Annotated in this window: 12 protein-coding genes; 7 read left to right on the plus strand and 5 right to left on the minus strand. The window is 60.8% G+C overall.

What is annotated here, in order from left to right; translation table 11 throughout:
• Positions 1 to 74: 74 nt before the first annotated feature.
• The gene (locus HX839_RS28340) at positions 75 to 866 is read right to left on the minus strand and encodes a crotonase/enoyl-CoA hydratase family protein (protein ID WP_177035732.1); all 792 of its coding nucleotides are present in this window, start codon (positions 864 to 866) and stop codon (positions 75 to 77) included.
• 423 nt (positions 867 to 1,289) lie between these two features.
• Here HX839_RS28340 and HX839_RS28345 point away from each other — a divergent pair, with 423 nt between their 5' ends.
• Positions 1,290 to 2,963 (plus strand): DEAD/DEAH box helicase, encoded by a 1,674-nt coding sequence (locus tag HX839_RS28345; RefSeq protein ID WP_003209050.1) that lies wholly within the window; start codon positions 1,290 to 1,292, stop codon positions 2,961 to 2,963.
• Positions 2,964 to 3,032: 69 nt separating this feature from the next.
• Here the strand turns inward: HX839_RS28345 and HX839_RS28350 are convergent, their stop codons facing one another.
• Positions 3,033 to 3,800, minus strand: a complete 768-nt coding sequence (locus tag HX839_RS28350; protein WP_003209052.1) for a class III extradiol ring-cleavage dioxygenase — start codon at positions 3,798 to 3,800, stop codon at positions 3,033 to 3,035.
• A 102-nt stretch (positions 3,801 to 3,902) separates the two neighbouring features.
• Between HX839_RS28350 and HX839_RS28355 the strand changes: the two genes are divergently transcribed.
• The gene (locus tag HX839_RS28355; RefSeq protein WP_177068055.1) at positions 3,903 to 4,559 is read left to right on the plus strand and encodes a thiopurine S-methyltransferase; all 657 of its coding nucleotides are present in this window, start codon (positions 3,903 to 3,905) and stop codon (positions 4,557 to 4,559) included.
• 51 nt (positions 4,560 to 4,610) lie between these two features.
• On the opposite strand, the gene htpX is transcribed toward HX839_RS28355, so the two are convergent.
• Together htpX and HX839_RS28365 are read right to left on the minus strand one after the other, a co-directional pair.
• Positions 4,611 to 5,498, minus strand: coding sequence for a protease HtpX (htpX, locus tag HX839_RS28360; RefSeq protein WP_003209055.1), 888 nt, complete (start codon positions 5,496 to 5,498; stop codon positions 4,611 to 4,613).
• A 314-nt stretch (positions 5,499 to 5,812) separates the two neighbouring features.
• Entirely contained in the window at positions 5,813 to 7,024 is a 1,212-nt protein-coding gene (locus tag HX839_RS28365; RefSeq protein WP_003209058.1) for a pyridoxal phosphate-dependent aminotransferase, read from the minus strand.
• A gap of 202 nt (positions 7,025 to 7,226) precedes the next feature.
• On the opposite strand from HX839_RS28365, the gene msrB reads away from it, so the two are divergent.
• The 3 genes from msrB to HX839_RS28380 all read left to right on the plus strand — a co-directional run bounded on the left by msrB (position 7,227) and on the right by HX839_RS28380 (position 8,685).
• Entirely contained in the window at positions 7,227 to 7,619 is a 393-nt protein-coding gene (msrB, locus tag HX839_RS28370) for a peptide-methionine (R)-S-oxide reductase MsrB (protein ID WP_134326005.1), read from the plus strand.
• Positions 7,620 to 7,750: 131 nt separating this feature from the next.
• Entirely contained in the window at positions 7,751 to 8,236 is a 486-nt protein-coding gene (locus HX839_RS28375) for a glutathione peroxidase (protein WP_003209061.1), read from the plus strand.
• Entirely contained in the window at positions 8,233 to 8,685 is a 453-nt protein-coding gene (locus HX839_RS28380; protein WP_134326006.1) for a MarR family winged helix-turn-helix transcriptional regulator, read from the plus strand. Before HX839_RS28375 ends, HX839_RS28380 begins: the two co-directional genes overlap by 4 nt.
• Here the strand turns inward: HX839_RS28380 and HX839_RS28385 are convergent.
• Positions 8,669 to 10,978 carry a response regulator gene (locus HX839_RS28385; RefSeq protein WP_177068056.1) on the minus strand — a complete coding sequence of 770 codons (2,310 nt, stop codon included), beginning with the start codon at positions 10,976 to 10,978 and terminating at the stop codon, positions 8,669 to 8,671. The genes HX839_RS28380 and HX839_RS28385 overlap by 17 nt on opposite strands.
• Positions 10,979 to 11,145: 167 nt before the next feature.
• Between HX839_RS28385 and HX839_RS28390 the strand changes: the two genes are divergently transcribed.
• Together HX839_RS28390 and HX839_RS28395 are read left to right on the plus strand one after the other, a co-directional pair.
• Positions 11,146 to 12,036, plus strand: a complete 891-nt coding sequence (locus HX839_RS28390) for an ATP-binding protein (protein ID WP_003209065.1) — start codon at positions 11,146 to 11,148, stop codon at positions 12,034 to 12,036.
• Positions 12,033 to 12,515: a GAF domain-containing protein gene (locus tag HX839_RS28395; protein WP_003209067.1), complete on the plus strand. Its 483-nt coding sequence runs from the start codon at positions 12,033 to 12,035 to the stop codon at positions 12,513 to 12,515. Before HX839_RS28390 ends, HX839_RS28395 begins: the two co-directional genes overlap by 4 nt.
• Positions 12,516 to 12,520 lie beyond the last annotated feature (5 nt).

Here is a 12,520-nt window from a genome sequence, read left to right on the forward strand (position 1 = left end):
CTGTAAGAGCGGAACCAATAGTGGCCGTTACCTAAATAACGGATATGTACCCCGCCCCAAGCCCCCCTCCACAATCAACAGCCTTTAAAAACCCCAGGCCGCTTCTCGATCATCGCCCGTACACCTTCCTTGGCATCCTCACTATTCAGCAGTTTCTCCACCAAAACGGGCAACCCGGCCGCCGCCGCGGTCTCCCCCTCGATCCGTGCCTGGCGCGCCGACATCAGCGTGGCCTGCACCCCCAGCGGCGCCTGCTGGGCAATGCGGTTTGCCAGCGCCACCGCCCGGGGCAACAAATCCTCGCTGGCCATCACCTCCTGCACCAACCCCAACCGCAGCGCTTCATGGGCATCAAACTCATCCCCCGTGAGCAACCAGCGCATGGCATTCCCCCACCCCGCGATCTGATGAAAGCGCAACGTCGCGCCCCCAAAAGGAAAAATCCCGCGCTGCACTTCCATCTGCGCAAACCGGGTATTGCTGGCACACAGATTGATATCCGCCGCCAACATCAACTCGATACCAATGGTCAGGCAGTACCCCTGAGCCGCAACAATCACCGGCTTACTGACCCGGGGCCCCGCGAAAACGCCCCACGGATCACAACCACCCAACGGCGGTTGCCAGCCTTGTGCCATCGTGGGCCCCACATTGGCCAGGTCCAATCCGGCGGTAAAGTGATCGCCATGCCCGAAGACAATGGCCACCCGCGCTTCCTCATTGCGATCAAATTCGCCATACGCCAGGCTCAAATCATTGAGCAATTCCAGGTCGAACGCATTGCGCTTGGCCACGCGATCCAGGCCCAGCAACAGGATATGACCCTGCTGTTCACGGCTGACGCGGCTGTTGGTGGCTTGGTTCATGGGGTGTGCCCTCGGGCGCAAAGGGAGGTTTCGGACCGAAGGGCCCGCTGTTAAGGGTGAACCGTTTAAGCGTCATGACCAACAGGGCCGGGCCTTTGAAAAATAGACCCTGCTGCCTGGATGCGCAAAGCCTTTGATGCAGAGGCGTTTACCTGCGGTTTGCGATAAAAAAAGCTCCCTTTTTCAGCGATTTCCGGTATAGTGCGCGCCGGCCTTTAACCGGGCCGCGTTTAGGTAGCGCAATTCCCCGAAGTCAGCTTCGGCTGCACGTCCGCACAGCGGACTCTTCCTTGACGAATCTTTTTCATTCATTCGTTTTCGCAAATCCCCGCCGACAAAGCAGCCAGGGCGACTCTTGAGTCTCAACACGGCATGCGCAGCTTTGGAGCATGGGTCTTTGCGGATGCACTTAGAGGCAGACCCATGACCCAGGAAACCGGCGGCTTCGCCGCTTTTAATCTTAACCCGAACATTCTTGCTGCCGTCATCGCGACTGGCTACGAAGAACCTTCGGCTATTCAGCAGCAATCGATCCCGATCATCATGGCCGGCCAAGACATGATTGGCCAAGCGCAAACCGGTACCGGTAAAACCGCCGCGTTCGCCCTGCCAATCCTGCACTGCATCGATCCTGCCAAGCGCGAGCCGCAAGCCCTGATCCTGGCGCCAACCCGTGAGTTGGCGCTGCAAGTAGCAACCGCTTTCGAAACCTACGCCAAGCAAATGCCGGGCGTTACCGTTGTGGCCGTTTACGGCGGCGCGCCTATGGGCCCACAACTGAAAGCAATCCGTAACGGCGCACAGATCGTTGTCGCCACTCCGGGCCGTCTGTGCGACCACCTGCGTCGCGACGAAAAAGTGCTGTCGACCGTGAACCACCTGGTTCTGGACGAAGCTGACGAAATGCTCAAGCTGGGCTTCATGGACGACCTGGAAGTCATCTTCAAGGCACTGCCAGCAACCCGTCAGACCGTACTGTTCTCGGCTACCCTGCCACAGTCGATCCGTGCCATTGCCGAACGCCATCTGCGCGATCCGCAACACGTGAAGATCCAGACCAAGACTCAGACCGTTACCGCGATCGAACAGGCTCACCTGTTGGTTCACGCTGACCAGAAGACCTCGGCTGTATTGAGCCTGCTGGAAGTCGAAGACTTCGACGCCCTGATCATGTTCGTGCGCACCAAGCAAGCGACCCTGGACCTGGCCAGCGCCCTGGAAGCCAAAGGCTACAAAGCCGCTGCGCTGAACGGTGACATTGCCCAGAACCAGCGTGAGCGCGTGATCGACTCCCTCAAGGATGGCCGTCTGGACATCGTTGTGGCGACCGACGTTGCTGCCCGTGGCCTCGACGTTCCACGTATCACCCACGTGTTCAACGTTGACATGCCTTACGATCCAGAGTCCTACGTTCACCGTATCGGCCGTACCGGCCGTGCTGGTCGCGAAGGTCGTGCATTGTTGCTGGTGACTCCACGTGAGCGCCGCATGCTGCAAGTGATCGAGCGTGTAACCGGTCAGAAAGTTGCCGAAGTCCGCCTGCCGGATGCCCAGGCCGTTCTCGATGCGCGCATCAAGAAACTGACCAACAGCCTGTCGCCACTGGTGGCTGATGCTGAATCGACCCACGGCGACCTGCTGGACCGCCTGACTGCCGATATCGGTTGCACCCCGCGTGCCCTGGCTGCAGCCCTGCTGCGCAAGGCTACCAACGGTCAGGCCCTGACCCTGGCTGCCATCGAGAAAGAACGTCCACTGGTGCCGAACAACGCTCCGCGCGGTGATCGTCCAGAGCGTACTGGCGACCGTCCGGACCGTGGTGATCGTGAGCGTCGTGCTCCGGTTCCATTGGCTGAAGGCCGTGCTCGCTGCCGTACCGCGCTGGGCGCGCGTGATGGCATCGCTGCCAAGAACCTGCTGGGCGCTATCCTCAACGAGGGTGGCCTGGCACGTGAAGCAATCGGTCGCATCCAGGTGCGTGACAGCTTCTCCTTGGTAGAGCTGCCGGAAGATGGCCTGGAGAAACTCCTGACCAAGCTGAAGGACACCCGCGTTGCCGGTAAGCAGTTGAAGCTGCGTCGCTACCGCGAAGATTGATCCGCCCCCGGGCTGATTGATCGAACATAAAAAATCCCCGACTGGTTCGGGGATTTTTTTTGCCTGCAATCAGGCGAAACGGTAGATGTCCATGCCCAGCGCACCCATGGTAAAGCCTTGGTGGGCTGCGCTGAATTCACCGCCGGCGCCCCGGGCGAAATACAGCGGCAGCAAATGCTCGTCGCTGGGGTGGCTGCGCACGGCATGAGGTGCCTGGCGACGATAGTCGTGCAGCGCGGCTTCATCGTTGGCTGCCAGTTTGCTGACCATCCAATCGCGAAAATCCCGCGCCCAGGGCTCGATGCTCTCCGGCCCGGCATGCCAGTCCAGTTCGCCGAGATTGTGGGTAATGCTGCCGGAGCCGATCAGCAGCACGCCCTGTTCCCGCAGGCTCGCCAGTGCGTGGCCGACACGGGTTTGCAGGGCAGGGCCCATGCGGCTTGGCAGCGATACCTGCACCACCGGGATATCGGCCGCCGGGTACATCAGCGACAGGGGCACCCAGGTGCCGTGGTCGAAGGGGCGCTGATCATCAATGCGCGCTTCCAGGCCGTCAGCCTTGAGGAGCTGCACGATTTGGGCGGCCAACTGCGGGTCACCTGGGGCCGGGTACTGCACCGCGAACAGTTCCCGTGGGAAGCCGCCGAAGTCGTGCCAGGTCTCTGGTGCGGCGCTGCCAGTCACGAGCAGCCCCTGGCTTTCCCAGTGCGCCGAGACCACCACAATGGCCTTGGGGCGTGGCAGCTCGGCCGCCAGGCGCTTGAGTGCCGGGCCACTGGCACCGGGTTGCAGGGCAAGCATGGGCGAACCGTGGGAGATAAACAGGCTGGGCAGCATGAGTAGGGTCCTGAGGGTTAAGATGGGACCATCTTCAATCAGATCATTGATCTAAATCTAATATAAGTTTTAGCGCTATTTGATCAATTTTTAGAATAAATCATGGAACCTGGATTTTGGCATGAGCGTTGGGCGCGCAATCAGACGGGTTTCCACTTGCCCGAGGTGAATCCTTACCTGCTGCGCCACTGGCCCGGTCTGGGTGTGGCGAGCGGGGCGCAGGTGCTGGTGCCGTTGTGCGGCAAGAGCCTGGACCTGGTGTGGCTGGCGAGCATCGGGCATCGGGTGATCGGGGTCGAGTTGTCGGAAAAGGCCGTTGAAGAGTTTTTCAGCGAGCAGGAGCTGACGCCGCAGGTCAGCCAGCGCGGTGTTTTCAAAGTCTTCCAGGCGGGTTCCATCGAGCTGTGGTGCGGGGATTTCTTCGCCCTGGATGCCGGGGCCGTGGTTGGTTGCACAGCGCTTTACGACCGGGCGGCGCTGATTGCCCTGCCACCGTTGATGCGCGAGCAGTATGCGGCGCACTTGAATGAGATTCTGGCGGGAGGCAGTCGTGGCCTGTTGATCACCCTCGACTATGAACAGTCGCAAAAGGCCGGCCCGCCGTTCGCGGTGAGCGATGAGGAAGTGCAATTGCTCCTGGGCGGCCGGTGGAGCCTGGATGTGCTGCAGGAGCAGGACATCCTGGGGGACAGCTGGAAGTTTGTTCAGGACGGCGTCACGCGCCTGGACGAGCGGGTGTACCGGTTGGCCAGGCGCTGAAGAGCGCCCACAAAAAAGGGGCGATTGAATCGCCCCTTCTTCTTGTCGCTATCAGCCGCGACGACGCAGTGCGTCAATTCGCTCTTCCAGTGGCGGGTGGCTCATGAACAGGCGAGCCATGCCCTGCTTGATGCCACCGTTGATGCCAAAGGCGGTCAGGGTGTTCGGCATGTGCACCGGCAAGCCCTGTTCGGAGCGCAGGTGCTGCAGGGCGCTGATCATCGCGCCGGTACCGGCCAGGCGTGCGCCGGCTTCGTCTGCGCGGAATTCCCGTTTGCGCGAGAACCACATCACGATCGAGCTGGCGAGGAAGCCCAGTACCAGTTCGGCGAAGATGGTCGCCACGTAGTAGGCCATGCCCTGGCCCTGTTCGTTCTTGAAGATCACCTTGTCGACGAAGTTGCCGATGATCCGCGCGAAGAACATCACGAAGGTGTTCACCACGCCCTGGACCAGCGCCAGGGTGACCATGTCACCGTTGGCCACGTGGCCGATCTCGTGGGCCAGCACCGCCTTGATTTCGTCGGGCGAGAACCGCTCCAGCAAGCCCTGGCTGACGGCCACAAGGGCGTCGTTCTTGTTCCAGCCGGTAGCAAAGGCGTTCGCTTCATAGGCCGGGAAGATCCCGACTTCAGGCATCTTGATCCCGGCTTCGCGGGACAGTTGCTCGACGGTCTGCAGCAGCCATTGCTCATGACGGGTGCGTGGCTGGGTAATGATCTGGGTGCTGGTGCTCATCTTCGCCATCCACTTGGAGATGAACAGCGAGAAAATCGACCCGGCAAAACCAAAGACCGCACAGAAGATCAGCAGCTGATTGAGGTTCAGATCAACCCCGTTGGCCGCCATGATCCCATTGAAGCCGAAAAGGCTCAGCGTGATGCTGGCAATCAGCACGACCGCCAGGTTAGTGGCCAAGAACAGCAGAATGCGCATCATGGTTGTAGAATTCTCCTCATGCTTAATATGTCGCGTACTGCGGGGTATATAAGGTGCGGCATGGGGCTATTCAACCGGGGGACTATTTCAAACTGTGTCCTACAGCCTGAATGTAGAGCCTTGAAGGGAATTTCCGAGGCCTGGTGTGGCTCGGCAGCCTCGCCCCATTACCTTGCAGCCCTGTAATTATAGGGTGATGCCCGAGCAAGGGTGGAGCCGGCAGGCGTAAAAGGCGATACCGCCCGCGCAGGGCAGAGAAGTGTTGCCAGATAATCGCTGTACGACCACGGGTGGGCCGTACAGCGCAATGCCCATTACTGGCGATAGGACTTCAGGAAGTTGCCGATGCGACCGATGGCCATCTCCAGGTCATCCACCCGCGGCAGGGTGACCACCCGGAAGTGATCCGGCCACGGCCAGTTGAACGCCGTACCCTGGACCACCAGCAGCTTTTCCGACAGCAGCAGGTCGAGCACGAACTTCTCGTCGTTGAGGATCGGGCACACTTTCGGGTCGATCCGCGGGAACGCATACAGCGCCCCCATCGGCTTGACGCAACTGACGCCGGGAATCGCGTTCAGCAGTTCCCAGGTGCGGTTGCGCTGCTCCAGCAGGCGGCCTTGTGGCAGCACCAGGTCGTTGATGCTCTGGTAGCCGCCCAGTGCGGTCTGGATGGCGTGCTGGCTCGGCACGTTGGCACACAGGCGCATGTTGGCCAGCATGTCGATGCCCTCGATGTAGCTCTGGGCATTGTGCTTGGGGCCGGAAATGGCGATCCAGCCGGAACGGAAGCCCGCCACCCGGTAGGATTTAGACAGCCCGTTGAAGGTCAGGCACAACAGGTCCGGCGCCAGGGAGGCGGTGCAGATGTGCACGGCGTCGTCGTAGAGGATCTTGTCGTAGATCTCATCGGAAAACACCACCAGGTTGTGCTGGCGCGCGAGTTCGAGCATGCCCAGCAACACTTCCCTGGAGTAGACGGCGCCGGTGGGGTTGTTCGGGTTGATGATCACCAGGGCCTTGGTGTTCGGGGTGATCTTGGCCTTGATGTCGGCCAGGTCCGGGAACCAGTCGGCGCCTTCATCACACAGGTAATGCACCGGATGGCCACCGGCCAGGGTTACGGCGGCGGTCCACAGCGGGTAGTCGGGAGCCGGAACGAGTACTTCGTCGCCGTTGTTGAGCAGGGCCTGCATGGACATGACGATCAGCTCGGACACGCCGTTGCCCAGGTAGATGTCTTCGATGCCGACACCTTCAACCTGCTTCTGCTGGTAGTACTGCATGACGGCCTTGCGCGCGCTGAACAGGCCTTTGGAGTCGCTGTAGCCCTGGGCGGTAGGCAGGTTGCGGATCACGTCCTGGAGGATTTCGTCCGGCGCTTCGAAACCAAAGGGTGCCGGGTTGCCAATGTTCAGCTTGAGGATGCGATGGCCTTCCTCTTCCAGGCGTTTGGCGTGCTTGAGCACCGGGCCGCGAATGTCGTAGCAGACGTTGGCGAGCTTGTTCGATTTGCTGACCTGCATGGCGATGTGATCCTGAAAATGAACGATCCAGACGGTGTGAAGACTACCGTGCTGAGAATCCTGCGTTGGCCTGACCCATAAATACGTTTGAATGCCGGTAACGCGGGTGCCAGACTGGCGCTTTGAAGAGGCGCAATCATACGTGCCGCCTGATCCATGGAAAAGACACAGATCAGGCTTTTTCAGTTGCCGAGGTGTACCGATGGAAAAGTTGCAGAAAACCGTTGAAGAATGGAAAGCCATGCTCGACCCGGAGCAGTACAACGTGTGCCGCCTCAAAGGCACCGAGCGACCGTTCAGCGGCAAGTACAACGGCACCAAGACCGACGGCGTCTACCACTGCATCTGCTGCAATGAGCCGCTGTTCGATTCCAGGGCCAAGTTTGACTCCGGCTGCGGCTGGCCCAGCTTCTACGAGCCGATCGCCAAGCAGGCCATGGTCGAGATCCGGGACGTCAGCCACGGCATGATCCGCACCGAAGTCACCTGCGCCAAGTGCGATGCGCACCTGGGCCACGTGTTCCCGGACGGACCGCCGCCGACCGGTTTGCGTTACTGCATCAACTCGGTGTGCCTGGACCTGGTACCGCGCTGAGCCGTCAAGCTCCTGCGGGCTTCGTGCCCGCAGGGGCCGTTATATCAAGGCATAAGTCCCGCCAATTAAATTGCACGCAATTGAATTGCCTACTATCGTTCAGTCCTTCTTATCTCTGTAGAGGCACTGCCATGAGCGACAACCTGCTGAGCATCCCTTGCACCACCATCAAGGGTGAGCAAAAGACCTTGGCCGATTTCGCCGGCAAGGCGATTCTGGTGGTCAACACTGCCAGCAAGTGCGGCTTCACCCCGCAATACAAGGGGCTTGAGGAGCTCTGGCAGCATTACAAGGACCAGGGCCTGGTGGTATTGGGCTTTCCCTGCAACCAGTTCGGCAAGCAGGAGCCGGGCAACGAAGGCGCCATTTCGGAGTTTTGCGAGCTGAACTTTGGTGTCAGTTTCCCGCTGTTCAAGAAGATTGACGTCAACGGCAGCGATGCCCACCCATTGTTCGTACAGCTCAAAAAGCAGGCCCCGGGATTGCTGGGCTCCAAGGGCATCAAGTGGAACTTCACCAAGTTCCTGATCGGTCGCGACGGCCAGGTGGTCAAGCGCTTCGCCCCGACCACCAAGCCCCAGGACCTGACCCAAGAGATCGAAGCCCTGCTCAAATGACCGACCTGTCCCTGGCCCTCGACGACCAACTGTGCTTCAAGCTCTACGCCGCCTCCCGCGCAGTCACCCGGGCCTACAAGCCGATGCTCGATCAGTTGGGCCTGACCTATCCGCAATACCTGGTGATGCTGGTGCTGTGGGAATGGCAGGCTGCAGTGGTGTCGCAGCCTACGGTCAAGGCCCTGGGCGAGCGCCTGCTGCTGGATTCCGGCACGCTGACGCCACTGCTCAAGCGCCTGGAGCAGCTTACCCTGGTGCGGCGTCAGCGCAGTGCGCTGGATGAGCGTGAAGTGCACCTGAGCCTGACCGATGAAGGCCGGCACCTGCGCGACCGGGTGCAGCCGCTGAAGGCCCGCCTGTTGTGTGACAGCGGCGTTGATCTGAACCAGGCCGATGCCTTGCGTGACGGTCTGGATCAGCTGTTGCGCCAGATCAAAGACTTGTCGTAGTCGGCACCCACAGATCGAGCAAGGCCTTGAGTTCTTCCCGGCGAAACGGCTTTGCCAGGTAATCGTTCATGCCCGCAGCCCGGCAGCGCTCGCGTTCCTCGGACATGGCATTGGCCGTCAAGGCGACGATCGGCAAGTCCGGCCAGCGCCCGCTGCGGCGGATCTGCCGACTGGCCTCATAGCCATCCATCACCGGCATATTGCAGTCCATCAACACCATGTCGAAGCCTTGCTCTTCCAGCAGCTTGAGGGCTTCACCACCGTGGGCGGCGACGATCACCTCGCACCCGAGCTTGCCGAGCATGCCCTTGGCCACCAGTTGATTGACCGGGTTGTCCTCCACCAGCAGGATGCGCGCCCGGTGGGCGAGGGGGCCGGTTTCCAGCTGGATCAGGTCCAGGACCAGGTCCGGATCGGTGCGCAAGTTGCGTTGCAGGACCTGGTACAGCGCGGTGCGGCTCAGGGGGCGGGCCTGTTGCTGCAAGGGGGCCAGGGCCGCGACTTCTTCGCTGGGCATGAAGTTGCCGTAGGCGGTTACCACCAGGATCGGGGCGGTGATCATCGGGCGCAGGCGGAACAGGCATTCGGGGCAGTCGGTGATCAGCAGGTCGGGATTCTGCCCGCTCAAGTCATCGTCGATGGAATAACAGCGCGGAGCCAGGCCCCAACTCGGCAGCAGGCTGGTGAGGAGTTCTGCCAGCCCGCTGCTGGTGCTGGTGATGGCGATTACATCTCCAGCCAAAGGCGCCAGGCGCACCGCCGGCAAGTGGGTCGGCAAGGGCAGGTCGGCACAGAACTGGCTGCCAAAGCCAGCTTCCGAGCTGATGCTCAGGCGGCCCTTCATGGCTTCGCACAGGTTGTGGGTCAGCGCCAGGCCCAGGCCTGTCCCGCCGAACTGGCGGGTGATGCCCGCACCGGCTTGGGTGAACGGCTGGAAAATCTTGACCTGGGCATCCTGGGCGATCCCGATACCGGTGTCGCACACCTCGATCCTGATTCGGCCGGCCTGGGCACTGAGGCGTACATCCACCCGGCCGAAACGCGTGAACTTCAGGGCGTTGGACAGCAAATTGCTGACAATCTGCCGTACCCGCGTCGGGTCGCCCAGCACCTGGGCGGGAAACTGCGGGTCGATCAGGCACGTCAGCTCCACGCTGGGCGCGGCGTTTTGCGAGAGCAGGTTGGCGGTGTCTTCCACCAGTGAACCGAGGTCGAACGGGATGCTTTCCAGTTCCAGTTGGCCGGCGTCGAACTTCGACAGGTCGAGGATATCGTTGAGTAGCTCCACCAGTACTTTGCCGGAGTCATGGGCGATCGACAGTTGCTGGCGTTGCTCGGCGTTCAGCGGGCTGTCGAGGGAGAGGGCGATCATCCCCAGCAGGCCGTTCAGCGGTGTACGGATTTCATGGCTCATGTTGGCCAGGAACGCCGCCCGTGCCTGGGCCATGCCCAGGGCCGTCATCTTCGCCGCTTCCAGCTCGTCGTTCGAGAGCGTCAGCCGATGATTGATCGCCTTGAGCTCGGTGGTGCGTGCGGAGACGATGTCTTCCAGTTGGCCGAGGTATTCGGTCAGGCGATTTTCAGCATGCCGGCGTTGCTGGATTTCAGTCTCCATGTTTTCAAACTGTTGGTTGGCGACGCTGACCAGTACGCCGATCTCGTCGTGCTCGTGCCCCGGCGGGCAGTCCAGGCGCTCGTGCTTGCGTGAGCTCAGCTCGCGGATAATGCGCACCAGCGGCTTGGTCAGCATCACGTAGAAAAGCGCCAACAGAATGCCGGTGAGGATCAGGCTGCGGGCGAAGCCGTTGAGCAGGGTGATCTCGGCGCGGTGCAGGAAGCGGCTGCCGAACGCGTAGGTGTCTACGTCAAGACGCAGTACACCGAGGGAATCGTTGGGCATGTGGGCGAGGTAGAGCCGATCTTCGAATTGGCGGTTGGCGCCAAACAGGAAGTCGCTGATGGGCCGGTAGGTGCTTTCCTTGCGCGGGCGATGGACATCGGCCAGCACCAAACCGTTGTTGTCGATCAGTTGTGCATGGGTGATGGCGGGGGAGTGCAGCAGGCCCAGCGTCAGTTCCTGGGCCAGCTCGGCGTCGATGTTGTAGGCGATGCGCGAAGCCGGGTTATGGCTGATTTCAATCAGCGCACGTATTTCCCGGTTGATGGAAGCGTCTTCGCTGGCATAATCAATCCCAATCTGTATCAGGCTGAGCAAGGTTCCCAAGACGAATCCGACCAGCACTGTCAGTCTGGCTTGTTTATAAGACAAGCGGTGGGCGAACTTGATATCCATCGGGTGCTGTACCACTTTACGTTTCCTTTCGCCCGGCAAGCATAGCTGAACATCCACAGGCTCAAACTTGCCCGGCATGAATCGATTTTATTCGGTGCAGCCCTGCACGGTCTGCCTCAGGGTTGCCAATACGCCATCTTTTACAAGAACTTGCCAGAGGAATAGTCGTGGATTCTCGATTGAATGCCTTTCTTGAGCGTGCCGACGCGGTACTGGCTCGCCTGGAGCCCTTGTTGCCTGCCCCGCGTGAAGCCGTTGACTGGAACCATTGCCTGGCTGCCCGTTGGCAGCGCGAAGGTCGCAGCGGCTTTTTATTGCCACTGGAAGTCAGCCTGGATATGCGCCTGTCCGACCTGATCGGCGTGGATAAACAGCGCGAACAATTGGCCCGTAACACCCAACAGTTTCTCGACGGCCTGCCGGCCAACCATGCGCTGCTCTGGGGCTCGCGCGGCACCGGTAAATCGTCCATGGTGCGCGCCTTGCTGGCGCAGCACGCCAAGGCCGGGCTGCGCCTGATCGAAATCGAGCGCGATCACCTGGCGGACTTGCCGCGGGTGGTCGAGCAACTGATCAAATTGCCACAACGCTTTGTGTTGTTCTGCGATGACCTGTCTTTCGAAGCCGGCGAGAGCGATTATCGTGTGCTCAAGAGCGTACTCGACGGCTCCCTGGAGCAGGCGCCGGAAAACGTCCTGTTGTATGCCACCTCCAACCGTCGTCACCTGGTGCCCGAGAACCAGAGCGATAACGAGAACTGGAAGACCATAGACGGCGAGCTGCATCCCAACGAAGCGGTGGAGGACAAGATTGCCCTGTCTGACCGTTTCGGTTTGTGGCTGTCGTTTTACCCGTTCAATCAGGAGCACTTCCTGGATGTGGTCGAGCACTGGATCGGTGAGTTGGCGAGTAAGGCCGGTCTGCAGTGGCAACGCGATGAAGAGTTGGACATCCTCGCCGTGCGCTGGGCCACCGGGCGCGGTAATCGCAACGGCCGTTGTGCCTATCAGTTCGCCCGCTACTGGGTGGGCCTCAAGTTGTTGGAGCGTCAACCATGATTGATTTGCAACAGGCTGGAACCGGCCTCGATGGCTACGCCATGCTGCATGCGCAGCTGGAATCGCTGTTGGCGGATGAGCGGGATTTCATTGCCAATGCCGCGCAGTTTTCTGCGTTCCTGTTCAACCAGCTGGATGATTTGAACTGGGCAGGCTTCTACCTCAACCGCAATGAAGAGCTGGTGCTCGGGCCGTTCCAGGGGCAGATCGCCTGTGTGCGCATTCCGTTCGGTCGCGGTGTGTGCGGCGCGGCAGCGGCCTCGCGGCAAACCCAGCGGGTGGAAGACGTGCACGCGTTCCCGGGGCATATCGCCTGTGACAGTGCGTCCAACAGCGAGTTGGTCGTCCCGTTGGTCAAGGACGGGCGCTTGATTGGTGTGCTCGACTTGGACAGCCCATCGCTGTCGCGGTTTACCCCGCAGGATCAGGCCGGCATCGAGCAGTTGGCGGCGATTTTCCTGCGGTTGACCGATTGTTGATGGGG

This window comes from Pseudomonas sp. I8001, from assembly GCF_013385345.1.
Classification (GTDB): domain Bacteria; phylum Pseudomonadota; class Gammaproteobacteria; order Pseudomonadales; family Pseudomonadaceae; genus Aquipseudomonas.